Source organism: Janthinobacterium sp. FW305-129 (assembly GCF_020858115.1).
In the GTDB taxonomy this organism is placed as follows: domain Bacteria; phylum Pseudomonadota; class Gammaproteobacteria; order Burkholderiales; family Burkholderiaceae_D; genus Janthinobacterium.
On record NZ_JACYMM010000008.1, the window covers coordinates 240,218 to 264,461 of the forward strand.

The following is a 24,244-nucleotide window of genomic DNA, read 5'->3' on the forward strand; positions in this document are numbered from 1 at the left end:
GAGGGAAACGAAATTATTGCATATCGTTCCCACTACGCCTTGTTCAAATCAACAACCGTTTCCTCCAGCTTGCGCCAGCGCCACCAGCCCAGCGCCACGCAGGCCAGCAGCAAGGCCAGCAAGCCCGCCACTTCATGGCGGATTTCATGCAGCGAGGCACCCATTTGATTGAGCGCAACAAAGCCCTGGATGCCGGCCGTGGACGGCAGCAGCCAGCGCAGCCATTGCAGCACGACGGGCATGGACGACACGGGCCAGGTCAGGCCCGCCAGGAACAGCACGGGCATCGAGGTGGCGATCATCAGCTGCGTGCCCCGCTCGCGCGTGCGGAACAGCATGCCCAGCAGCATGCCGAAGGCCGCTTCCGCCAGCGAGAACAGCACCAGCAGCAAGAGCATGCCGCCAAAGTTGCCGCCACGGGGGTAATCCTGGAACCAGAAGACGAAGCCGAAGAAATAGCAGCAGTTGAGAAAGGCGACGCAGGCAAACGCCAGCAGCATGCCCGCATAGCCGCCCGCCGTGCGCCGGCCTGCCAACGGGAAGCTCTTGCGCTGATACCAGGTACCGAACAGCATGGTCATGCCGATCAGCAAGGTCTGTTGCACGATCAAGGTCGCCACGCCCGGCACGACATACGCGCCATAGCCTTCCTTGACGTTAAACAAGGGCACGGCGTCAAAGGCGATGGGCGAGCGCTGCTGGTTGGCCTGGATGGTGGACGGCGTGCCCGCGCCCAGGCGTTTCAACTCGATGCCGGCCGACACCGTGCCCACCACTTCGGCCAGGCCATTCAAGGCCACCTTGTTGAGCATCAAATACAAGCCATTGCCCGCCACCTGCGCGTGGGCGGCGCGGCCGGCCAGCACGTCCGTCTGCAAGCCGTCGGGAAGGATCAGCACGCCCATGACCTTGTCGCGCCACAATAAATCCTGCGCGACGGGCAAGTCCGGCGTGACGGCGATCACCTGCAATGAGGGATGGGCCATGGCAAAGCGCGTCAGCTGGCGCGACATGGCGCTGCGGTCCTGGTCGACGACCGCCACGGGCACGCGCTGGACGATTTCCGTCGAGTATGGCAAGGGATAGAAGAAGGAATAGATGATGCCGCCGACAAACAGCAAGGTCAGCGCGCCCTTGTCCGTCAGCATGGCGCGCCAGGTGGCGAGAAAGGCGCTCCACATCATGCGCGCCCCCAGGCGGCAGGCGCATTCGCGCGGCGCGCCAGCAGGAATACGCCCACGGCGCCGCAGCCGAGGGCAAAACCGGCCAGTATCAACATTTCCTGCACGCCATAGCGCCACGGCGCGCCGGCCAGCCAGTATTTCGTTTGCAATTGCAGATAATGCGTGAGCGGCAAGGCTTCCGCCCAGGCGCGCGCCGGCGCCGGCATGGCCATCAAGGGGAAAGCCTGGCCCGCGAACGCGAAGGCCGGTGCGGTAATAAATGCCGCGCCCGACAAGGCCAGGCGCAGGGATAGCGTGGCGGCGATCAGCAAGGTTGCCAGGCCGCAATACGCGAGCACCAGCAGCAGCATGCTCAGCAGCAAGGCCGGCAAGCTGCCCGCCACGGCCCAGCCCCGCGCCAGGCTGAAGAACAGCAAGTACAGCAGCGCCAGCGCGCAGTAGGCGATCACGGGAAACAGCAGCTTGGCGCCGACGGCGCGCAGCCAGCTGCCATGGACCGAGGCCAGCCATTGCGGCACCGTGCCGTCGCGCAACTCACGCCCGATGCTCGTGACCACGGCGACGACGATGAAAATCTGCAGCATGGCCGGCATCAGGGCCAGCGTCAGAAACGCTTCATAGCTGATGTTCTCGTTATATAAACTGTTCAGTGTCGTGCGTATCGGTTCGAACTGGGCCGCCGCCTGCACGCCCGACATACCCTTCTTGACGCGCGCCGTCATCTCGATGCCGGCCGACAAGGTCGTGCTGACCGTGCGCACGTCGCGCAGCAAGGCGCCTGCGTGCGAGGAAAACTGCGCGTTGTACAGCCATTGCACGGTGGCTTGGCGGCCGCCCAGCAGTTTCTGTTCGAAATCGTTCGGGATCAGCAGGTAGCCGTACGCCGTGCGTTCGCGCAAGCGATGCAGGGCTTCGTCGCTGGACGCCACTTTCGCCGCCACCTGGACACCGGGCGAAGCGTCGAGCCAGCGCGTGAGCTGGCGCGACAGGGTGGAGTTGTCGTTATCGATGACGACGATGGGCAAGTCGCGCGCGATGCCGGCGGAAAACACCAGCCACAGCATGCCGCACAGCACGACGGGAATCCAGCTGAGCATGCCCAGATCCCAGAAATCGCCGCGCAGCCGCGCCCACTCGCGCGCCAGCGCTGAAACCGGCCCCTTATCCGCTTCGTTCATCGCGTATCAGAGCGGTGGAAACACGACCGACATGCCCGGACGCAAACCCTCGACCTTGATGGCGGGACGCAGCCGGATTTCAAACGTGCGCAAATCCGTGCCGCCCGGGCGCGCCGCGCGCCACGTGGCAAAATCGGGCAGCACGGCCACGGAACTGACCTTGAAGCTCACTTGCTGTTTCAGCGCCGGCACATTGGCCGTATGCGTGCTGCCCATGGCGAACGCGGCCATTTCATCTTCGCGCACCTGCAGCACGGCCCAGGCGTCGTCGAGGTTCACCAAAGTGATTACCGGAAAACCTTGCGGCGCCAGTTCACCCGGTTGTATCTGGATCTTGCTGACCTGCCCGGCCACGGGCGCGGCGATCTTCGTTTCGGCCAGGGCGATCTGCGCTTCCGTCAGCACGGCGCCCACCTGGCGCGCCTGCGCGGCGGCGGCCGTCTTGTCTTCCGGACGGGCGCCTTTTTGCGCCATGTCATATTGCGCGCGGGCCGCTTGCGCCAGCTGGTCGGCGGCGCGCCATTGCGCCTGCGCCTCGTCGCGTTTCTGCTGGGCAATCACGCCTTGCTCGTACATATTGTTGACGCGGGTATACGTGGTCTTGGCGATGGTGGCGCCCGTTTGCGCCCGCTCCCAGTTCGCTTTCGCGGCGGCAATTTCCTCGGGCCGCGCACCCGCTTGCGCCTTTTGCGCCACGGCATCGGCTGCCTGCGTGGCGGCCGTCGCTTGCGCGACCTTGGCATCCACTTCCGGACTCGTCAGTTGAAACAGCAGCTCGCCTTTTGGCACCGTCTGGCCCAGCTTGACGTACAGCTGGCCCACCCTGCCCGGCACTTTCGATGACACATTGACTTCCTGCGCATCCATCTGTCCCTGCAAAGGCAGGCGCTGCGGCTGGAACGCCTGGTACAAGCCCCAGCCCACGAAGCCCAGAACGATGACAGTGGCGACTATGGCCAATGGTTTTTTGGAAGTACTCATTATTATTTGTCCACAGGTAATTGGATATCGGCCGCGGCGGCCAGGCTGCCCAGGCGCTGCGTCTCGCCCGTCGCTTCCAGCAATTGCGCCAGCCCCATCACGTAGTTATAGGCCGTCTGCGCGCGCTGGGTCTCGATCTTCGCCAGGTTCAGGCGCGCGTCGACCACTTCCAGCGACGTCACTTGCCCTTGCTGGAAGGCAACTGTTTGCAAGCGGATATTCTCGCGCGCCAGTTCCACCGACGAGGCCGTGGACAGGTACTGGATGCGCGCGTTTTCCAGCGCGCGCCAGTTCTTTTCGATCAGCGTGGGAATGTCGCGCTCGGCCTGGCGCGCCACCACTTCCACGCGCTCCTGGTCCAGCTTGGCGGCGGCGATCATCTTGCCCGTGTTGATGCGGTGCACCAGCGGCACGGCCACGACGAGGCCGATGGCCCAGTTCGAACGCACGAGTTTTTCATTGCCGCGATTCAAATTGTAATTACCGATGGCAAACACCGTGGGCGCGTATTCCTTGCCATGCAGCTTCAGGGCTTGCTCGGCCTGCACGCGCTTGCTGTCGATCTTTTTCCAGTTCGCATTTTCGCGCATGCCCGTGCTGATGAACGATTGCAAAGTACCCACGGGCAAGCTGTTGACGAACAAAGGCGTGCTGGGAAGCACTTGCGTATTGACGGCGAGCAAACGGTCAAGCGCCACCTGGGCGATTTCCTCGTCGCTGCGCGCCTGCGCCTCGTCGCTGCGCGCGCTGTCCAGGGCCACGTCGGCACGCAGGCGTTCCGCGCGCGAAATCAGGCCGCCCTTTTCCAGCCGGGCCGCGTCGCGCTGGTGCTGCGTCACGCCGGCCGTCACTTCAGCCCGCACGGCCACCACGCGTTTGGCCAGCAGCAACTGGAAATAGCGCTGCGCCACCAGGGTGGCCAGTTGCTCTTCCGCTTCCGCGCGCTCGGCCTGCGCGGCCAGGGTCAGGCTCGAAGCGAGGCCCTTGACGGCGTCCAGGCGCCCGCCCGTGTAGATGGGCCACATGCCCAGCAAGCCGAACGAGGTCAGGTCCGTCACCACTTCCCGGCTCAGGGAATTGGGAATCTGTGGCTTGGGCAAGCCGGGAATCGACGGCAGCACGGATTCGATGCCGCCCACCACGCCAGACAAGCCGCTCGTATCGATGTTCAAGTCCGTCGACAGGCGGCCGCGAAACGCCGTCAAGTCCACGGAGGGACCGTCGATGTTCGACAACGCCTCGGCCTTGAGGGTTTTCGCGCGCACGTCGAGCGCGGCGCCCTGCACCGTGCCCGAAGCCTTGGCCGCCTGCTGCAGCGCTTCGTTAAATGTCAGCGGTTCCGCCAGGGCGGGCATGGCCGCGCCCAGCGCGCCCGCCAGCAATAATGATAAGTGTCCTTGCAATCTGCCCATGTAGCGTCCAGTCAATGAATGAGGGGAAAGCACGGGGTTGCCATGTTTATACTTTCACAATAGCAATTATATCCATGGATGTCTATTCCAGCCTGCACTATTGGTTACGCAAGCTGACAGACAAAAACGGGCGCCTCATGCGGGGCGCCCGTTTACTCAGCCTAAGCTTCTAGCGGCTTACTTCTTGGCCTTCTTGCCGCCCTTTTCCTTTTCAAACACGGCAAAGAACTCGGACGCCATGCCGCGGATGGCGCGGCCGATGTTGGCGTAGTCGTATTCGTTCAGGTTGGCCAGCGACACGCGCCCCGACGGATGCGTGGTGCCGAAGCCGCGCCCCGGCAGCAGGATGACGCCCGTTTCCTCGGCCAGGCGGAACAGCGCTTCGTTCGGTTTGAGTTTTTTCAGCAGCCACTGGGAGAATTCCTCGCCATGCATTTGCGCGGCCAGCGATTCCATGTCCAGCAAATGGTAGTAGCGCACGGAATTGGCGTCGTGCACCATCGGCAAGCCCAGTTCGCGGTACAGCGCCTGCTTGCGGCGCAGCACGATATGTTTCATCGATTGCTTGTACTTTTGCTCTTCATCCATCAGCGAGAACAAGGAGAACAAAGTCATCTGCGCCTGCACGGGCGTGGACAGGCCGGCCGTGTGGTTCAGCGCCACGGTGCGGCTGTCGGCCACCAGGCGGTCGATGAATTTCAGCTTGCGCGGCTCCGTGGTGATGGAGTGGTAGCGCGCGTCGAGCTGCTTCTTGACGGTTTCCGGCAACTTGGCGATCTTTTCGTCCAGGATATTGTTTTCGTGCGTGGCCACCACGCCCATGCGCCAGCCCGTCGCGCCGAAATATTTCGAGAACGAATACACGAGGATGGTGTTGAACGGGCAAATGGCAAACAGCGAGACGAAATTGTCGGCGAAGGTGCCGTACACGTCATCGGTCAAAATGATCAGGTCCGGGCGCTTCTTGATGATCTTGGCGATGTATTCCAGGGTCTCGTCGTCGATCTTGACGGATGGCGGATTGCTGGGGTTGACGAGAAAGAAAGCTTTCACTTTCGGGTCCAGCAGCTTGTCCAGCTCTTTCTTTGTGAATTGCCAATTGTTCGATTGCGGCGCATCAATATGCACGGTGTTCAGCTTGTAATCATTGAGCTGCGGAATCTCGATGTAGGGCGTGAAGATCGGCATGCCCAGGGCGATGGTGTCGCCTTCCTGGATGATGTGGTTCGATTTCAGGCTGGCGAACAGATAGGTCATGGCCGCCGTGCCGCCCTCGACCGCGTACATGTCGAAATTGCCGACGAACGGGTGCTCGCCGATCATTTCGCGATGGATATACTGGCCGACGATTTTCTCGGACAGGCGCAGCATGCGGTCCGGCACGGGATAGTTGCAGCCGAGAATGGCTTCGCACATTTCATAGATGAAGTCGCCCGCGCTCAGGCCCAGCTGGTCGCGCACATACGATACGGCCGCCTCGATGAAATGCGCGCCCGGGTTGCCTTCGTGTTTACGCACGAAGATTTCAAAGCGCGCCTCGATGCCCTCGCGCGTGGGGAAGCCGCCCACGCCCTCCATGTACACGTAGGAGCGTTCCGCCTCCGTCATCGCGAACTGGCCGAACTGGAAGAAGCCGTGGCGCGGCGTGGTCGCCAGGAAATTCGGGTTGCCGCGGCCCGCATTGAGCATCAGACGGTTGCTTTGCTTGGCCGTCTGGATCAGCGCATCCTTCAATTCGAAGGGACTCAACAGGGCGAGTTTGCTTGGGTTACTGAAATCCATTTCTGCTACTCCTTATTAGACAAGTGAGGAGGCCCCGTGCGGGCGGCCTGGATAGTACGGATACTCGCTGACTCAGACGAAGGCCACGACTAGCGGCCCCAGCAAGGTCAGGAAAACGTTGGCCAAGGCATAGGTGATGGCAAAGGGAACGGTGGGAATCGAGTTTTGCGCCGCGTTCAGCACTTCGCCGAACGCGGGATTGGCGCTGCGCGAGCCGGACAAGGCGCCCGCAAAGATGGCCACGTTGTCATAGCGCAAGATGTAACGGCCGATGAGCATGGTCAAAATCATCGGCAGGATGGTCACCACCACGCCCACGCCGAACAGGGTCAGGCCGTGTTCGCGCACGGTTTGCACGGCTTGCAGGCCGGACGTGAGGCCGACGACGGCAACGAAGCCGGCCAGGCCCAGGTCCTTGAGGATTTGCACGGCGCCGCTGGGCATGTAGCCAAACGTCTGGCGCTTGGCGCGGAACCAGCCGAACACGAGGCCCGACAGCAGCACGCCGCCGCCGCTGCCCAGGGTCAGCGGAATCGAGCCGATGCGCGCCACCAGCAAGCCCACGAGCAGGCCGACGACGAGGCCGGCGCCCATGTAGACGAAGTCCGTCTTGGCGCTCGGCACGATCATATAGCCCACTTCGGCCGCCACGCGCTTGACGTCCTGCTCGGCGCCATAGATGGTCACCACGTCGCCCGTCTGCACGACGGTTTCCGATTGCATGGGCAGGATCTTGCCCATGCGGCTCAGTTGCACGACAAAGATGCCGTGACGCACGCCTGGCGCTGTCGCGCTGCGGATTTCGCCCACCGTCTTGTTGTGGTAAGCCTTGTTGGTCAGCACCATGTCGCGGCGCTGCATCACCAGTTCCATGCCTTCGACGGCATGCAATTCCTTGCCCAGCTGGGAAGACACGCTGAGCATCGCTTCGCGGCGGCCTACCAGCAGCACGATATCGTCGGCTGCCAGCACCAGGTCCGGGCTGACGTCGATGATCTGGCCATTGCGCTTCACGCGCTCGATGGTAATCGCCGTGTTCGGATTGGCGCTTTCGATTTCCGCCACCGTACGGCCGGCGCCCGGCCCCACGGCATAGATGCGGCCGATCAAGTCGGGCGCGGCCGGCGTCTGGCCCGGCCCCAGCACCTGCACGCCCGCCTGCAGCGCCGTTTCCGCCTTGATCGCATCTTCGCGGATGGTGCGCCCCATGAGCTTGGGCAAGATGTTGACGCAGACGATGATGGCGCCAAACGAGCCGAACACATAGGTGACGGCATAGCCGACGGCCACGTTGCCCTGCAGGCGCGCCACCTCGTCGGCCGCGAGGCCCAGCTTGGTGATCGCATCGCCGGCCGTGCCGATGATGGCCGACTGCGTCAAGCCGCCCGCCGCCACGCCGGCCGCCAGGCCCTTGTCCAGGCCGAACACCTTGGCCATGATGACCACGGTCAGCAGCGCCGTCACGGCCAGCACGACGGCCAGGATGATTTCGCGCACGGACTGGCGGCCCAGGGAATTGAAGAACTGCGGCCCGCTTTCATAGCCGACCGCGTAGATGAACAGCGCAAACAGCACCGACTTGACGCCGGGATCGATGGCCACGCCCACCTGGCTGACGAGGACCGCCACCAGCAGTGAACCGGCGACCCCGCCCAGCTGGAACGAGCCGAACTTGATCTTGCCGATGTAGTAACCCACTGCCAGGGAGAGAAACAAGGCAATTTCAGGCGACTTCTTGAATAACTCGTGCAACCATTCCATGCTGACCGCCTTTCATGTTGAAGGAATTCTTTACTGCGTGCGCCCTTGCGGGCAGCTTATGCGTGCACCGAGCCGGCCAGGGCCACGATGAGCGGCCCCAGCAGGGGCAGCACCACGTTCGAGATCGCATAGGTGATTGTGTAGCCCAGCAAGGGCGTGGAATTGCCGGCCGCGTTCTGCACGGCCGACAGCGCCGGCGTGCTGCACTGCTGGCCGGCGATGGCGCCCAGCAGCACGGGCGCTTCCAGCTTCAGGAAAAAGTGGCCTACCAGCAAGGAAATCGAAGCGGGGATGACGGCGATCAACACGCCCATCAAGGGCAGCGACAGGCCGTACTGGCGGATCAGGTCGATCGCCTGCGGTCCCGACGCCAGGCCCACGCAGGCGATGAAGGTGGCCAGGCCGATATCCTTCATCATGTCGAGCGCGCTGGGGTGGATGCCCGGCATGCCAGGTTTTCGCGCCTGGTACCAGCCGAACACGAGGCCCGTCAGCAAGGCGCCGCCGCCCGTGCCCAGGGAAAACGGAATGCCGCCCAGCCTGGCGGTAAAGCCGCCGATATACACACCGAGCACGATGCCGATGCTGGCGTAGACGATATTGCTGCGCTCGCCCGTGGGCACGCGCTTGCCGATGGCGGCCAGCGCCGTGTTCAGCTCGCGTCCTTCCGTCGTGCCATACAGGCGCAGCACGTCGTCGCGCTGCAGGGCCAGGTCGGGCAGCGGCGGCATGCTGTGCTCGCCACGGACGACGGCCGCCACGTGCACGCCGGAAGGCAAGGCCAGCTGGCGCAAGGGCTGGCCCACCAGCGCGGCTTGCTGCAGCACCACTTCGACGGCGGAAACGGCCATGTTCAAGCCCGTCGTATCGGCAAATTCCTCACCCAGGACGGCTTCGGCCGCCACCAGCGCGGGACGGTGGCCGATCACCAGCACCTCATCATTGTTGCGCAGGCGCAATGCCGGTTCCAGTGCCAGTACCTTGCCGTGCCGGCGCACGCGCGTGATGCTGGCGCGGCCCGCAAAAATATGCTGCAAGGCATCGAGGCGGCGCCCGCCCCCCCGGCTGATGCGGTAGGCGCGGCCCACCATTTCCGGCGTCGCCTGCACCCCATCGCCGTCGGTTTGCGCGCCGCCCATCTTTTCCCACAATTTATCGGCTTCTTCGCGCAGGTTGACGCGCAGCAACAGCGGAAAAACCTGGCTGGTGACGATGACGATGGCGATCAGGCCGAAGATGTAGGTAATGGAATACGCGGTGACCACGTTCGCTTGCAGCTCGGCGATGCGGGCCGCCGGCAAGGCCAGCTTCGAGATCGCATCCGTGGCCGTGCCGACGACGGCCGATTCCGTCGCCGCGCCCGCCATCATGCCGGCCGCCGTGCCCTGGTCCAGGCCGAGAAAACGCGTGGCCAGCAGCACCAGCGCCAGCACCACCACCACTTCGATCAGGCAAAGTATGCCCAGGCGCAAGCCCTTGGCATTCAGGTTGGCAAAGAACTGGGGACCGCCCGCGTAGCCGAGGGCAAAGATGAACAGCATGAAGAAAACGTTCTTGACGCTGGCGTCCAGCGTGATGCCCAGCTGGCCGATCAGCAGCGCGGCGATCAGGGTGCCGCACACGCCACCGAGCTGGATGGGACCGAAGCGTATTTGCCCTACCGCGTAACCCAGGGCCAGCGCCAGGAACAAGGCCAGTTCCGGAACCTGGTGCAATACCGACGCGATCGAATCGAGCATGGGCGAACCTTCGAAAAGATAACGGATGGTTACAAGGAAACAGAGCGCTCGGCGGTTGGCGGCGGCTGGCTGTTGAACGGGCGCACGGCTTCCACGCGACAGCCGTCATGGCGGCTTTCGCTGGGAAAGTATTGCAAAGTGTTGCAAATTGGAATTATGTTCGGCGAAAATTTTATAAGTGTCAACAGGTGTTCTGTTGAACTCGCTTTGCGTTTCATCAAACATCCTGCGCACGATTGCGGCGGCTGTTTGACATAGATCAACAAAACTATTAGTAATATTTTTGGCGATACCAAAGTGCCTTGCGCGCCAGCGGCGTCTCTTCCGGCAAGTCGGGATTGGCCAGCTCCAGCAGGTACCGATGGGGCAGTTGCAAAGCCTCCGCCATGCGGCCGAAATGGCGCTGAAACAGCTGCGCAAAACTGCCATCGGCCAGCATGGTCTCCAGTCCCGTTTCGATGTGGTGCGCCAGTTCCGGCCGGTGCCGTCCGACAAAAAAATACAGCGCGGCCGGGTAGCGGATGACCAGATGGGTGTCTAAGTAACCCCCAATAAATTATTGTGATTTCTGACTTCCATAACCGGCGCTCTGCTGTGTTGCCCGCTGCTAGCAGTGCTCGCACTGCGTCGCAGCGGGCGCCTTGCATAGCATCCGGTTCTGTTCGTCATAAATTTACAATAATTTCCTGAGGATTACTTAGCGCCAGCGGCAATTGCGCGTGGCTGGCCAGCTCGCTTTGGGCCTCGATCACGGAGCGGGGAAAGTAGTCGATGCGCCCCGCCGCCAGTTGCTGGAACAGGCCTTCGCGCTCCCGGCTCGTCATGGCCCAGACGACATCGACGCTGCCCGACGCCGTGGCGATTTCCTGCATGGCGCGCGCCTGCACCATGCGCAGTGCGGAGCGGCGCAAGGCATATGCCTGGCCCGAACGGGCCAGCGCCTGTTGCAGCAGGGCCGTCACATAACCTTGCTGCGGATCATTGAGCGCCTGATGGCGCGGATACACGAGCGGCAGCGGCGTGCCGGCGGCAGCGCCCAACGGCCACAGGCCGGCCAGCATGAGCAGGGTGCGGCGCTGCATGGCCCCTCCTTTCCAGCGCTTTCCTCAGCGTTCTTATCAGAATGACAGTATCACGCAGCAGAGTACGCTTGTCGACTGGAATAGGGAAACTGTGTTTAAAACAACAGCAGTTTCAGGCAGTACTGGAGGGGCAGGAATTAATCCAGATCAATAAAACCGCAAATACAAAATAAATCCTGCGTGCTGCTCTGGACGGCATGCGCACCCCTCGCCTACGCTGTTTTTTTATCTGAAAAACAAGAGGAACCCATGCAGACAGCGCGCTTGAATATTATTGGAATGGATCACGAAGGCTGCGCCGACAGGTTGACGGGCGCGCTTGAGGCGGTCACGGGCGTGGCCACCGTCTGCGTCTCGCTGGCGCGCCACGGCGCCACGGTGCAATTCGACGAACGGCTGGCCACGCAGGAACGCTTGCTGGCCGCCGTCAACGACGCCGGCTTCATGGGCGAAGCAACGGATGAGGAACAGCTGGCCTCGTGCAGCGGCGCCTGCGGCCACTGCCGCCACTGAACGCCCTGCCGGCAATTCCCCGCTCAGCCTTCCCGCGCGCCCCGGTCGCGCAGATGCGCGAGCACGCGGCGCGGTCCCAGCGCCTGCAGGTCGAACGGCGGCAATTCGATGGCGTCGAGCGTGTTCTTGAACAGCAAGCCCAGTTCCGTATCGCCTTCCAGGCTCAGGCGGCGGCTGAAGAACAGGGTATCCGGATCTTCCTGGCGCCGCGCCAGCAGCATCAAGTCATGCACGCTGGCGGCGATGCACAGGTCGGGCACGTCGACATAGCGCTCGGCCACGAACACCGTGCCCTGCCACTCGAAATCGAAGGCGATGCCCGCGTCCAGCAGGCGCAAACGCAAGCTGCGCCCTTCCAGGCTGCGCCGCACGTCGTCGGGCAATTGCGGCGCCAGCAGGCGGTTCAAGCCTTGCACGAACAGCCAGGAGGCGGGATACGGCGGCAGCTTGGACAGCAATTCGGCCAGCGGTTCGGGCAGCCGGTACGACATGGCGGGCTTGCTCAGGCCGGGTTTGGCCGGAACCGGGGCCGGGACGGGCAATCTTTCCAGTTGATCTTGCATGGTGCTTCCTTTCGAGGCGTTCAATGGGCGGCGTGCTGTTCCATGCCAGGCTGGCCGTGCCAGTAACCGTCGCAGGCGCCGGCTGGCTGGCAGGCCGCCAGCTGGGCCTGGGCGCCCACGCCGCTGACCTGCCCTCGGCGGGCACGGTCAAAGATGGCGATCACCTGTTCCGTATGCATGGCCTGCGGGCTGATGCGCGCCACCGACACGCCCATGTCGCGCATGGCGTCCAGTTCGCGCACCAGGTTGTAGACGAGCGCCGACTGCGTCTGCGTGCCGTTCAATACGAGGAAGGGCACTTCGTCGCGCGTGCGCAGCAGCAGGCCGTCCGGCTCTTCCAGGCAGCTGTAGCCGCAATCGTCCTTCGGCAGGTTGCGGTTGCGCGCCGTGAAGCAGCGCGCGGAAAACGCCAGCGGCATGCGGCCGTAGGCGAACACCTCCGTCTCCAGCCCTTCCGGTTTCTGACGCTGCATCTCGGCCAGCGCCGTCTGCCCCATTTCCAGCGGCATCACCCAGCGCCGCGCACCGAGGCGCGCCAGCAGTTGCAGGCTGGGACCATTGAACAGGTTCAGATGGGGACCGGCGACGAAGGACGTTCCCTTTTCCATGCAGTGCACGGCGCCCATGTCGTTGGCCTCGACGCTGTAGCGGCCATTGCCCGTGATGCGGCGCAGCGTCGCCAGTTCGGCGCCCGCCTCGATCAGCGCCTGCGTCGACAGCACCACTTCCTTGCCGGCGGCGGCCAGCATGTCGGCAATATCGAGCCAGTCGGCCAGGCGCAGCTCATGCCGGCGCGAACAGACGGTTTCGCCCAGGTACACGATATCGACGGCGGTGCCGGCGATCTGCTGGTAAAACTCGAAGACGGTGGCGCGCGGCCAGTAGTACAGCAAGGGGCCCAAAGAGAGTTTTAGCATGCCTTTTCCAATATTTTTAAAGTGACAAAACCGTAGCGAGCGGCTCGCGGCGGGGCCGAGAAGCGCAGCCGTGCTCCAGCACGGTGAGCATCGCAGGCCGCGCCCCGGGACGCGCAGCAGGTTTTGCTATTTCCAGGAGCGGTGATACGCGCCCAAGGTGTGCTGCTGACCCTCGGCCAGCTTGTCCATGGCCGCCATCCAGCCTGGCTTGACGGCGTAGCGCGCATTGCCTTCGCGGCAGGCGTCGATCGCCTCGCGCCATACGCGCGTCACCTGCGCGACATACGCGGGGCTGCGCTGGCGCCCTTCGATCTTCACGGCGCGCACGCCCATGGCGATCAGTTGCGGCAGCAGCGCCAGCGTGTTCAGGCTGGCCGGCTCCTCGATGGCGTAATACTCTTCGTCGTTGACTTCGAAGCGCCCCTTGCACAGGGTCGGGTAGCTGGCGTTTTCACCGGGTGCGTAGCGGTCGATCAGCACGCCGTTCAGGCGCGATTCGAGGCCGTTCGGCGTTTCCAGCCAGCGCACGGATTTCGCCGGCGAGCACACGCCGTGGGTGTTCGGCGCCTCGCCTGTCGCATACGAGGACAGCGCGCAGCGCCCCTCGACCATCACGCACAGGCTGCCGAAGCCGAAGACCTCGATCTCGACTTCCGTCTTGCTGATCAATTGCTCGACCTGCGCCATCGACAGCACGCGCGGCAGCACGGCGCGGGCGATGCCGAAATGTTCGTGGTAAAAATTGATGGCTTCGTAGTTGGTGGCCGAGCCCTGCACGGACAGGTGCAGGCGCAGCTGCGGGTGGTGCTGGGCCGCGTAGGCCATCAAGCCCGGGTCGGCGACGATCATGGCGTCGATGCCGGCCTGCGCGGCGCGGTCGATGGCGCTGCGCCACACGGCCCAGTTGTGCGGCTGCGGATAGGTGTTCAGCGCCAGCAGCACCTTGCGTCCATATTGATGGGCGTAGCGCACGCCCTCGGCAATGGCCTTCTCGTCGAAATTGAGGCCGGCGAAATTGCGCGCATTGGTGGCGTCGCGAAAGCCCAGGTAAACGGTGTCGGCGCCATTGTCGACGGCCGCTTTCAAGGCGGGCAGGCTGCCGGCGGGGCAGACCAGTTCCAGCGGTCCGGCCACGCGGGTGGCGGTGGTTGATTCAAGCATCATGATTTCACAGTCCTGTATCGGCTCAGGGTGCAGACTATAGCCCCGCCCATGCCGCCCAGTCCTTGACGCAGGTGAAGGAATGCATGCATGGCCGGCGCGCCTTCAACTTGCTTGACCTGGCTGTAAAATGCCCCCCCTTTTCTCCCTCTTCGATTGCCCGCCATGACCCGCAAACCGCTGCTGATTTTTCTTCTGACCCTGTTCCTCACCGCGCTGCAAGTACAGTGCGCCGGCCCGGCCGATGGCTATGACGCGGGGACCATCTCCGTGCTGTCGCCCGAAGTGCTGGGCGCCTATCCGGGCGTGCTGCTGCTGTTCCTGCTGGCCGTGTTCGCGCGCCGCCAACTGCCGCTGCTGCGTCAGGCCGCCATCTGCACGGGCCTGCTGGCCATCTACTGGCTGCTGGCCAATTACGTCACCTTCGACGCGCGCGTGGCCAGCTGGAGCACCTACTCGCCGCTGGAAATCTGGGCCCACGTGCTGCCCGCCTCCATCGCCAGCATCGCCGCCTGCGGCGCCGCGTTCTTTTTCGCGAGCTGGCTGATCCTGCGCGAAACGCGCTGGAACAAAACCGGCTGAGGTGTATTTTTCACCTGCATCAAGGATTCGCCACGCAACTGCACGCGCCCTTTGACGCCACTATATTTAGTGATTAATCTCCATTAAAACACCGCATGTTGTGTTTATTGGAGGTTTCATGACGACAAATGCAGTTCCATCCATGCGCGGCCAGGTCGACGTCGCCGCGTCCATCAATGAATACCTGGACCGGCGCGACTGGCGTGTCAACGCCAACGCCAACCAGGGTTACTCGCTGGGCGGCCTGATACTCAACGTGTCGGGCAAGGTCATCGCCAACTACTGGCTGGACCAGGTGTATCCGCCGGAAGTGGGCGCCGCGCACCGCGAAGCGGCGCTGCACATCCACGACCTCGACATGCTGGCCGGCTATTGCGCCGGCTGGTCGCTGCGCACCCTGCTGCACGAAGGCTTGAATGGCGTGCCGGGCAAGATCGAATCGGGCCCGCCCAAGCACATGTCGAGCGCCATCGGCCAGATCGTCAACTTCCTCGGCACCCTGCAAAACGAGTGGGCCGGCGCGCAGGCGTTCAGCTCCTTCGACACCTACATGGCGCCCTACATCCGCAAGGACAGCCTGCGCTACGAAGACGTGCGCCAGTACATGCAGGAGCTGATCTTCAACCTCAACGTGCCATCGCGCTGGGGCACGCAGACGCCATTCACCAACCTCACCTTCGACTGGGTCTGCCCGGACGACCTGCGCGAGCAGATTCCCGTCATCGCCGGCCAGGAAATGGACTTCAGCTATGGCGAGCTGCAGGCGGAAATGGACATGATCAACCGCGCCTACATCGAGATCATGATGGCGGGCGACGCCAAGGGCAGAGTCTTCACCTTTCCCATCCCCACCTATAACATCACCGAGGATTTCGACTGGCATAGCGAAAACGCGGAACGCCTGTTCGAGATGACGGCCCGCTACGGCCTGCCCTATTTCCAGAATTTCATCAATTCGGAGCTCAAGCCGAACATGATCCGCTCCATGTGCTGCCGCTTGCAGCTGGACTTGCGCGAACTGCTGAAACGGGGCAATGGCCTGTTCGGTTCCGCCGAGCAGACGGGTTCCCTGGGCGTGGTGACGATCAACTGCGCGCGCCTGGGCCATTTGTGGCGCGGCGACGAACCAGCCTTGATGGCGGACCTGGACCGCCTGCTGGAACTGGGCAAGAGCAGCCTGGAAATCAAGCGCCGCACCATTGAGGAATTGATGCAGCAAGGCCTGTTCCCGTACACGAAGCGCTACCTTGGCACCCTGCGCAACCACTTTTCCACCTTGGGGGTGAACGGCATCAACGAGATGATCCGCAATTTCAGCGGCGACGCCTGGGACATCACGTCCGCCGAGGGCCATGCGCTGGCGATACGCCTGCTCGACCACGTGCGCGCCCGCATGGTGCAATTCCAGGAAGAGACGGGGCATATGTACAACCTGGAAGCGACACCGGCCGAAGGCACGACGTACCGCTTCGCCCGCGAAGACCGCAAGCGCTATCCCGCCATCCTGCAGGCGGGCACGCCGGACAATCCGTATTACACGAACTCGTCGCAGCTGCCCGTCGGGCATACGGACGACCCGTTCGAGGCGCTGGAATTGCAGGACGCGCTGCAGCGCAAGTACACGGGCGGCACGGTGCTGCATTTGTACATGACGGAAGCGCTGTCCGACGCGAACGCCTGCCGCGAGCTGGTAAAGCGCGCCCTGAGCCGCTTCTCGCTGCCCTATATCACCGTCACGCCCACGTTTTCCATCTGCCCGCGCCACGGCTACCTGGCCGGCAAACATGAATTCTGCCCCACCTGCGACGCGGAGCTGATCGCCCGCAAGCAGGCCCACATTGTTCCATCACTTGAGGAAACGCCATGAATGCACGTCCCGACTTCACTCCCGCCATCACCCTGCTCGACACCGAACGCCAGCGCTGCGAAATCTGGACCCGCGTGATGGGCTACCACCGCCCCGTCGCCTCGTTCAACATCGGCAAGCAGGGCGAATTCCACGAGCGCCAGTACTTTACGGAAGCGAGCGCCCGGGTAGGCCTGCCCGCCTGCCATGGCTGAGTTGAAAGTGGGCGGCCTGACGCCCTTTTCCGCCACCGACTACCCGGGCAAGCTGGCGGCCGTGGTCTTCGTGCAGGGCTGCCCCTGGCGTTGCGGCTATTGCCACAATCCGCACTTGCAGGCGCGCACGCCGGCAGGCGCCATGCCGTGGCAGGACGTTCTGACCTGGCTGCGCCGCCGCGTGGGCCTGGTCGACGCCGTCGTCTTCAGCGGCGGCGAGGCGTGCATGGACCCGGCGCTGGGGCGCGCCATGCTGGACATCAAAGCGCTGGGTTTCGGCATCGGCCTGCACACGGCCTGCATCTATCCGCAGCGCCTGCAGGAAGTGCTGCCCCTGGTCGACTGGGTCGGCTTCGACATCAAGGCGCCGTTTGCCGACTATCGCCATGTGACCCGCGTGGCCGGCAGCGGCGACCCGGCGCGCGCCTGCCTGGACGCCATCCTTGCCAGCGGCGTCGCCTACGAATGCCGCACCACGACGCATCCCGACCTGCTGCCGGACGCACAACTGCTGGCCCTGGCCGCCACCCTGGCCGCCAAAGGCGTCGACAACTACGTGCTGCAGCAATTCCGCGCCGACGGCTGCGTCGATGCGGCGCTGTCCGGCCGGCCCCTGCACGGCTATCCGGCGGCGCCTACTTTGGCGCAAATCGGCGCCATGTTTCCGCAATTTACATTCCGTAATCATGGCAGTTGAGCCTGCCGCCACATAATTGCTGAAAGATCCACAAAATTCCCCGTTCTGCAACGCTGAAATGCCTTGCGTGCTGTAATGTATCAACTGTGCCGCGCACCATGCGCAGCACAGCAGATTCCTCCTACAGCATTACAGATAAGCGTCATCCATGAACGATTTCACCGCAGTCAGTCCAGGCACCCCGTCCACCCACGCCGACATCCTGTACGGCCCGCCGCGACCGGATTTGCTGCACGAGGAAGTGCTGGCCGACCTGCTGGAAGCGACGGCCCGCCGCTGTCCCGAACACATCGCTCTGATCGACGGCGAACGCCGCATCAGCTATGCCGAACTCGATGCGCAAGCGGGCCTGGCCGCGTCGCGCCTGGTGGCGGCCGGCGTCAAGCCCGGCGACATCGTCGGCCTGTGGCTGCCGCGCGGCGCGCATTTGCTGCTGATGCAGGCGGCCATCGCCAAGGCGGGCGCCGCCTGGCTGCCCGTCGACGAAGACACGCCCGTCGAGCGCCTGCAGGTGTGCCTCGATGACGCCAACGGTGCCGGCGTCGTCAGCTGCGCGCAGTTCGCGCCGCGCCTGGAGCAGGCCGGCGTCCAGCGCCCCGTGTGGACGGCGGAAAGCCTGCTGGCCCCCGCCGCGCCGGGCGAACTGCTGCCCGCGCGCGGCACAGTCTTGCCCGAACACCCGGCGTACGTAATCTACACGTCCGGCTCCACGGGCAAGCCCAAGGGCATATTGATCAATCAACGCAGCATCTGCCACTTCCTGCGCAGCGAAAACGCCGTGCTGGAAGTGACGCAAAGCGACATCGTCTATCAGGGCTTTTCCGTCGCCTTCGACATGTCATTCGAGGAAATCTGGATCGCCTACCTGGTGGGCGCCACCCTGTGGCTGGGACCGAAGGAGATTTCGGGCGACCCGGAAGCCTTGCCGCGCGCGCTGGCCGAGAACAAGGTCACCGTTCTCCACGCCGTGCCGACCCTGCTGGCCCTGTTCGCCGAGGAAGTGCCCAGTTTGCGTTTGATCAACCTGGGCGGCGAGATGTGCCCGGAATCGCTCGTCGAGCGCTGGTCGCGCCCGGGCCGCGCCATGTTCAACACCTATGGCCCCACGGAGGCGACCGTCTCGTGCAGCCTGGCGCGTTTGCGGCCCGGGGAACCCGTCACCATCGGCACGCCGCTGCCCAACTACGGCTTGCTGGTGCTGCAGGTGGCCGAGTCCGGAGAAAACCGTCCCTTGACATTGCTGGCGCGCGGCGAAACGGGGGAATTGTGCATCATCGGCCCCGGCCTGGCCGAGGGCTACCTGGGCCGGCCCGACCTGACGGTGGAAAAATTCCTGCCCAATCCCTGGGCGAGCACCGACGACGACGCGCGCCTGTACCGCACGGGCGACCTGGCACGCATCGATGCGGACGGCCAGGTGCTGTGCCTGGGCCGCGCCGACGACCAGGTCAAGATACGCGGCTTCCGCGTGGAACTGGGCGAGATCGAAGCCGTGCTGGCGCAGCAGCCGGGCGTGGGCACGGTGGCCGTCCTGCTGCGTAAGGATGACGGCATCGACCAGCTGGTGGCCTACATCGTCGGCAGCGACGAGGCGCCCGAGGACGCCCTGGCGGCGAAAACCCTGCGCGCGGCCCTGAACCTGCATTTGCCGCCCTACATGGTGCCGGGCCGTTTCGAATTGCTGCCGCTGATGCCGCGCCTGACCTCCGGGAAAATCGACAGGAAAGCCTTGAAAGCCATGCCCCTGTCCGCGCCGCCGGCCGGCGAGGCGGGTGTATCGGACGTGCCGGAAACGCCGGCCGAAGCGGCCCTGTTCGCCGCCCTGGCCAAGCTTTTCCCCGGCCAGGCGATCTTGCGCCAGCTGGATTTCTTCAGCGACCTCGGTGGCCACTCCTTCCTGGCCGCGCGCCTGGCATCAAGCCTGCGCGCCGATCCGGCCTACGCCCACATGACGGTGCGCGACATTTACCAGAACCGGCAGATCGGCAAGATCGCCGCCATCTTGAACGAAGTGCCCGCGCTGGCCACGCCGGAAGCGGATTGGACGCCGCCGTCGGCCTGGAAGCGCTGGATCTGCGGCGCGGCCCAGGCGGCGGCCGTGCCGGGCCTCGTCACCCTGCGCATGGCGCAGTGGATGGCGCCGTTCTTCACCTACCACTTCTTCACGGGGGACACGGGCGACACCGTGCCGCGCGCCATCGCCGCCTCGATCGGCGTGTTCTTGCTCGCGACGCTGGCCGAATTTGCCATTGCGATTGCCGGCAAGTGGCTGATCGCCGGGCGTTTGAAACCGGGCAGCTATCCGCTCTGGGGCGTCACGTATTACCGCTGGTGGCTGGCCGACCGCCTGGTCGAATCGGCGCCCGCGTATCTGCTCAGCGGTTCATCGCTGAACAGCTGGTGGCTGCGCGCGCTGGGCGCGAAAGTGGGCAAGGAAGTGGTCATCGGCTCGATGACCCTGCGCGCGCCCGACTTGCTGTCCATCGGCGACAACGTCAGCGTGGGCAATGCCGTCAACTTTGAAAACGCCAGGGTGGAACGGGGCCGCTTGCTGCTGGGCCGGATCCGCATCGGCGACGATGCCTGCATCAGCTCTTACGCTATCCTGGAAGGCAATACGCAAGTGGGTGCCTTCGGTCACCTGGAGGGGCAATCGGCGCTGGCCGATGGCGCGGCGGTGCCCGACGGACGCGTGTGGACAGGATCGCCCGCGCGCGACATCGGCCCCTACGACCGGGCCAGCCAGCCGCCGCGCCCCGCCGTCTCACGCCTGCGCCTGACGGGCGAAACCGTGTTCTTCTGCTTCGGCATGGTCCTCATCGCCGTGCTGTTCTTCATGCCCGTCTTCCCCAGCTTCGTGCTGATCGACTGGTTCGACGAACGTGAAATGATGCCGTGGCTGCAGGGGCGCGACGTGACGACCCAGCTGGCCCGCTACTTCCTGCTGGCCTTCCCCGCCAGCGCCGTGCTGATCGTGCTCACGGCCCTGCTGTCGGCCGCCATCCGCTGGGGCGCGCTGCCCCGCCTGAAGCCGGGCAGCTCGCCCGTGCACAGCAATCTGTATTGCGCCAAGTGGCTGGTCAGCCATATCCAGGAATCGAGCCTGAACGTCCTGCACGGCATTTACGCCACCGTGTACGCGCCGTACTGGTACCGCCTGCTGGGCGCCAAGGTGGGCAAGGGCGCGGAGATTTCCACGGCGCTGGGCGTGGTGCCCGACATGCTGACCCTGGGCGACGACACCTTCATCGCCGACGCCGTCATGCTGGGCGACGAGCAGATCGACGGCGGCTGGATGACCATGCGCCCCACCGTCGTCTCGCACCGCAGCTTCGTCGGCAACGGCAGCTACATCCCGGACGGCACCGTGCTACCCGAACACGTGCTGATCGGCGTGCACACGCACGCGCCGCGCAATGAGCAGATGCACGGCGGCGACACCTGGCTCGGCTCTCCCCCCATGCATTTGCCCGCGCGCGAACAGGTCAGCGGCTTTGCCGAGCACCTGACCTTCAAGCCTTCCATGCTGCGCCGCCTGGGCCGCAGCCTGATCGAAGCGTTCCGCATCGTCGCGCCGCACGCGGTGGTGATCGCCGTCGGCTATACCCTGGTGCTGGACGTGATGCCGATCGCGGGCGCCGGGCGCTGGGGCGAAGTGGTGGGCGACCTGGCCATCGCCGGCCTGGCTTACGGCATCGGCAATTTTTTGGTGGTCGTGCTGTTCAAGTGGCTGCTGCTGGGACGCTACCGCAAGCATGCAGCGCCTATGTGGACGCCGTTCGTGTGGATTTCGGAAGGCGTGACCAATCTGTACGAAGGCATCGCCGTGCCCAACTTCATGCGCTACCTGCGCGGCACGCCGTGGCTGCCGCTGGCCTTCCGCCTGTTCGGCTGCAAGATCGGCCGCGGCGTCTACATGGATACGACGGACATCACGGAATTCGACTGCGTGCATATCGGCGACTACAGCGAATTGAATGCGCTGACCTGCCCGCAAACGCATTTGTTCGAAGACCGCGTGATGAAGATCGATCACGTGGAGATCGGCCAGCGCGTCTACATGGGCCCGCGCAGCTCCGTGCTATACAGCGCCAAGGTGGGCGACAACGCGCGCCTGGGACCGTTGACCCTGGTGATGAAGGGCGAGCACATCCCCGCCGGCAGCAACTGGGCGGGATGTCCGGCCGCGCCTTTGCGTAGCTGATTGCAGCTGATGGATTTTACGGTGCTCTGGTCGGGCGACGGCGTGCTGGCGATCGGCATCGTGCCGCCGCCGTCACGTATCGAAGCACGCGCGCACCTGCGCCAGGCCGTACGCGAGGCGGCGGCGCAATGGCGAAACCTGGACATCGAGGCGATTTCAGTGGAATCGACGCCGGGCGCCCCTCCCCGCTTGCTGCTGGCCGGACGTATAGCCAGCCTGTCGTTCAGCCATGACGAGGGCATCTCGCTGGCTGCCGTCCACCTGCATGGCGCCGTCGGCATCGACGTGATGCGCGCGCAGGATATTGCCGACTGGTTCAATCTGGCGCGCGATTACCTGGGGCCGCAGGTAGTAGCGGAACTGGCCGCCAGCCCCGCCGAACAGCGGCCCTTGGCGCTGGCGCGGGCGTGGACGGCGCGCGAGGCGGCGCTCAAGTGCGCGGGCTTGCCGCTGGCGGAATGGGACGGGATCGCGCCAGCTTGCCGCCTGCAAGCTTTGAGCTTGTCGGCACCGTATGTAGCGACGCTGGCATATTAGTCCTCCTTGCCCTCGGCCGCCCCGCCGATCTGGACGAAAATCAGTTTTACGATAATACTGATGAGCAGTCCCAGTACCCCGAGCAATTCCAGCATGGTCTTTCCTTTGCAGTGACGGCAGATCAATCCACTGTAGCGTGAACGCCGGGGCAAGGCTAATATCAAATCAGGCAGTCTCCGATCTCGAAAAGGCATACGATTGATTTCCATCAAACAGTTCCGCTATTTTGTCGAAGTCGTCGATGCGGGCAGCTACTCGCGTGCGGCGGAAAAGTTATATATCGCGCAGTCGGCCCTGAGCCGGCAGATCAAGGAACTGGAAAGCGAGGTGCAAGCGCTGCTGCTGACGCGCGACGCGCGCCATATCGAACTCACGCCGGCCGGACAGGTATTCTACGAACGGGCCAAACGCATCCTCGACGACATCGACGAAACCGTGCGCCAGACACGCCACGTGGAACAAGGGGCGCAAGGCATCATCCGCCTGCTGCATTCGAGTTCCGTCACCCTCACGCCCGCCATCGGCGCCGTGCTGAACCGCCTGCTGGCGCAATTCCCCGGCGTTTCGCTCGATGTATCAAAGGGATCGTCGGAAAACCAGGCGTTTGATATCGAGGAAGGCCGCGCCGACCTGGGACTCGTGCGCCTGCCCACCCTGCGCAAGCACGCCAACATCGTCGTGCGCGAACTGTACGCGGAAAAGCTGGTGGTGGCCGTGTCGTCGGCCTCGCCGCTTGCTGCCCTGGAGCGCACGACGATCGCCGCCCTGCGCGATGAAGCCTTCGTCTCGATCCCGCACAAGGACCGCGGTGGCCTCAGCTACCTGGTGGCGGGCCTGTGCCTGGCGCAGGGCTTCTTTCCGAAGGCGGCGCGCGCCCTGTCGCGCAAGACGTCGCAGCTGAACCTGATCGAGGCCAACATGGGCATCGCCATCGTCCCCGACAGCATGCGCCTGGTGGCGCCGCCCGGCGTGCGTTTTATCGCCCTGCCAGAAGAGGAATCGCACTCCGTCGTGGGCCTGATCTCGCCGCGCGCGGCCAGCGGCATGGTGGCCGCGTTTACGGAAGCGTTCGTGCGCGAGATGAACGCGTCGGCAACGGCGGCTTAACCTTCCGCATACAGCGCCGCATCCGCGTCGCGCACGGCCGCCATCAGCAAGGCCAGCTTCATGACATCGAGCTTGCCGTCCGTGCGCACGCGCGAGCACAGGTCGATGCCGTAGGGGCGCACCTGGCGCAGGGCCTCCATCACGTTGTTCGCATCGAGGCCGCCAGCGAGGAAGACGGGACGGGGACTGGCGCGCACGAAGCGCGCGCTGATGGACCAGTCGTGCGTGCGGCCCGTGCCGCCCAGTTCCGGGACCGGCGCGCCAGGGCGGCCCGAATCGAGCAAAAAGGCATGCACGTGGGGCGCATAGGCGGGAATCAACTCCAGCGCCTGCGGCCCTTCCACGTGGATCACCTGCACGCGCCGCACGTGCGGCAGCAGGCGCGCCAGCTCAGCGACTTCGCCGGGATCGACATGCCCGACGATCTGCACGGTGGATGGCTGCGTGGCGTGCACGTGTTCGACGATGGCTTGCGCCGTCGTTTCGGACGTCAACAGGAAGGTGGCCACGGGCGGAGGCGTCCAGGCGGCGATCTGCGCGATGCGCGCGTCGGGAATCGGGCCAGGGCCGGACGGCATGGCCGCCACCAGGCCCAGCGCGTCGGCGCCGGCGGCAATCGCCAGTTGCGCTTCGTCGATGGAAGCGATGCAGCAGATCTTGATGCGGGTTCTCATGGCCTTGCGTGTTCAAATGAAATGATCAACATTACAACACAGGGCGGCGCACGCGCCAAGACACGCGGTCAAGGCCCCGCACGATAGTGTGCCAGAATGGCGTCATTAC

General features: G+C 64.3%; 22 protein-coding genes. 8 read left to right on the plus strand and 14 right to left on the minus strand.

Annotation, left to right across the window (positions count from 1 at the left end; genetic code table 11):
- Nucleotides 1-32: 32 nt before the first annotated feature.
- From IGS61_RS17985 to IGS61_RS18030, 10 genes are all read right to left on the minus strand, one after another.
- A complete protein-coding gene (locus IGS61_RS17985) occupies nt 33-1,184 on the minus strand; it encodes an ABC transporter permease (RefSeq protein ID WP_230540928.1) in 1,152 nt (383 codons plus the stop codon).
- Nucleotides 1,181-2,362, minus strand: coding sequence for an ABC transporter permease (locus IGS61_RS17990; protein WP_230540929.1), 1,182 nt, complete (start codon nt 2,360-2,362; stop codon nt 1,181-1,183). Before IGS61_RS17990 ends, IGS61_RS17985 begins: the two co-directional genes overlap by 4 nt.
- A 6-nt stretch (nt 2,363-2,368) precedes the next feature.
- On the minus strand, nt 2,369-3,343 hold the full coding sequence (locus tag IGS61_RS17995) for an HlyD family secretion protein (protein WP_230540930.1): 975 nt from the start codon (nt 3,341-3,343) through the stop codon (nt 2,369-2,371).
- 2 nt (nt 3,344-3,345) lie between these two features.
- The gene (locus tag IGS61_RS18000; protein ID WP_230540931.1) at nt 3,346-4,755 is read right to left on the minus strand and encodes a TolC family protein; all 1,410 of its coding nucleotides are present in this window, start codon (nt 4,753-4,755) and stop codon (nt 3,346-3,348) included.
- 177 nt (nt 4,756-4,932) lie between these two features.
- On the minus strand, nt 4,933-6,537 hold the full coding sequence (locus IGS61_RS18005) for a bifunctional aspartate transaminase/aspartate 4-decarboxylase (RefSeq protein WP_230540932.1): 1,605 nt from the start codon (nt 6,535-6,537) through the stop codon (nt 4,933-4,935).
- A 72-nt stretch (nt 6,538-6,609) separates the two neighbouring features.
- Nucleotides 6,610-8,298, minus strand: a complete 1,689-nt coding sequence (gene aspT, locus IGS61_RS18010) for an aspartate-alanine antiporter (protein ID WP_230540933.1) — start codon at nt 8,296-8,298, stop codon at nt 6,610-6,612.
- Between the two features lie 56 nt (nt 8,299-8,354).
- Nucleotides 8,355-10,037, minus strand: coding sequence for an aspartate-alanine antiporter (aspT, locus tag IGS61_RS18015; RefSeq protein WP_230540934.1), 1,683 nt, complete (start codon nt 10,035-10,037; stop codon nt 8,355-8,357).
- Between the two features lie 29 nt (nt 10,038-10,066).
- Nucleotides 10,067-10,255, minus strand: coding sequence for a hypothetical protein (locus IGS61_RS18020; RefSeq protein ID WP_230540935.1), 189 nt, complete (start codon nt 10,253-10,255; stop codon nt 10,067-10,069).
- 53 nt (nt 10,256-10,308) lie between these two features.
- Nucleotides 10,309-10,476 (minus strand): hypothetical protein, encoded by a 168-nt coding sequence (locus IGS61_RS18025; RefSeq protein ID WP_230540936.1) that lies wholly within the window; start codon nt 10,474-10,476, stop codon nt 10,309-10,311.
- Nucleotides 10,477-10,702: 226 nt separating this feature from the next.
- Nucleotides 10,703-11,119 carry a hypothetical protein gene (locus IGS61_RS18030; RefSeq protein ID WP_230540937.1) on the minus strand — a complete coding sequence of 139 codons (417 nt, stop codon included), beginning with the start codon at nt 11,117-11,119 and terminating at the stop codon, nt 10,703-10,705.
- A gap of 249 nt (nt 11,120-11,368) precedes the next feature.
- On the opposite strand from IGS61_RS18030, the gene IGS61_RS18035 reads away from it, so the two are divergent.
- Entirely contained in the window at nt 11,369-11,632 is a 264-nt protein-coding gene (locus IGS61_RS18035; protein ID WP_077402408.1) for a heavy-metal-associated domain-containing protein, read from the plus strand.
- A 23-nt stretch (nt 11,633-11,655) separates the two neighbouring features.
- On the opposite strand, the gene ubiT is transcribed toward IGS61_RS18035, so the two are convergent.
- The 3 genes from ubiT to ubiU form a co-directional block, all read right to left on the minus strand.
- On the minus strand, nt 11,656-12,195 hold the full coding sequence (gene ubiT / locus IGS61_RS18040) for a ubiquinone anaerobic biosynthesis accessory factor UbiT (protein ID WP_230540938.1): 540 nt from the start codon (nt 12,193-12,195) through the stop codon (nt 11,656-11,658).
- Between the two features lie 20 nt (nt 12,196-12,215).
- Entirely contained in the window at nt 12,216-13,112 is an 897-nt protein-coding gene (gene ubiV, locus IGS61_RS18045) for a ubiquinone anaerobic biosynthesis protein UbiV (RefSeq protein WP_230540939.1), read from the minus strand.
- Nucleotides 13,113-13,238: 126 nt separating this feature from the next.
- On the minus strand, nt 13,239-14,276 hold the full coding sequence (ubiU, locus tag IGS61_RS18050; protein ID WP_442908080.1) for a ubiquinone anaerobic biosynthesis protein UbiU: 1,038 nt from the start codon (nt 14,274-14,276) through the stop codon (nt 13,239-13,241).
- A 162-nt stretch (nt 14,277-14,438) separates the two neighbouring features.
- Here ubiU and IGS61_RS18055 point away from each other — a divergent pair, with 162 nt between their 5' ends.
- The 7 genes from IGS61_RS18055 (at nt 14,439) to IGS61_RS18080 (ending at nt 23,461) form a co-directional block, all read left to right on the plus strand.
- A complete protein-coding gene (locus tag IGS61_RS18055) occupies nt 14,439-14,855 on the plus strand; it encodes a hypothetical protein (protein ID WP_230540940.1) in 417 nt (138 codons plus the stop codon).
- Nucleotides 14,856-14,973: 118 nt separating this feature from the next.
- Nucleotides 14,974-16,722: a ribonucleoside triphosphate reductase gene (locus IGS61_RS18060; RefSeq protein WP_268993930.1), complete on the plus strand. Its 1,749-nt coding sequence runs from the start codon at nt 14,974-14,976 to the stop codon at nt 16,720-16,722.
- Complete coding sequence (gene nrdD / locus IGS61_RS27875) at nt 16,719-16,916, plus strand: anaerobic ribonucleoside-triphosphate reductase (RefSeq protein ID WP_268993931.1); 198 nt, start codon at nt 16,719-16,721, stop codon at nt 16,914-16,916. Before IGS61_RS18060 ends, nrdD begins: the two co-directional genes overlap by 4 nt.
- Nucleotides 16,909-17,613 (plus strand): anaerobic ribonucleoside-triphosphate reductase activating protein, encoded by a 705-nt coding sequence (locus tag IGS61_RS18065; protein ID WP_230540941.1) that lies wholly within the window; start codon nt 16,909-16,911, stop codon nt 17,611-17,613. Before nrdD ends, IGS61_RS18065 begins: the two co-directional genes overlap by 8 nt.
- Nucleotides 17,614-17,761: 148 nt before the next feature.
- Nucleotides 17,762-21,817, plus strand: a complete 4,056-nt coding sequence (locus IGS61_RS18070) for a Pls/PosA family non-ribosomal peptide synthetase (protein WP_230540942.1) — start codon at nt 17,762-17,764, stop codon at nt 21,815-21,817.
- 9 nt (nt 21,818-21,826) lie between these two features.
- The gene (locus IGS61_RS18075) at nt 21,827-22,354 is read left to right on the plus strand and encodes a 4'-phosphopantetheinyl transferase family protein (RefSeq protein ID WP_230540943.1); all 528 of its coding nucleotides are present in this window, start codon (nt 21,827-21,829) and stop codon (nt 22,352-22,354) included.
- A gap of 198 nt (nt 22,355-22,552) precedes the next feature.
- Nucleotides 22,553-23,461 carry a LysR family transcriptional regulator gene (locus IGS61_RS18080; protein ID WP_230540944.1) on the plus strand — a complete coding sequence of 303 codons (909 nt, stop codon included), beginning with the start codon at nt 22,553-22,555 and terminating at the stop codon, nt 23,459-23,461.
- On the opposite strand, the gene IGS61_RS18085 is transcribed toward IGS61_RS18080, so the two are convergent.
- Nucleotides 23,458-24,135, minus strand: a complete 678-nt coding sequence (locus IGS61_RS18085; protein WP_230540945.1) for a phosphoribosylanthranilate isomerase — start codon at nt 24,133-24,135, stop codon at nt 23,458-23,460. The genes IGS61_RS18080 and IGS61_RS18085 overlap by 4 nt on opposite strands.
- Nucleotides 24,136-24,244: the final 109 nt, after the last annotated feature.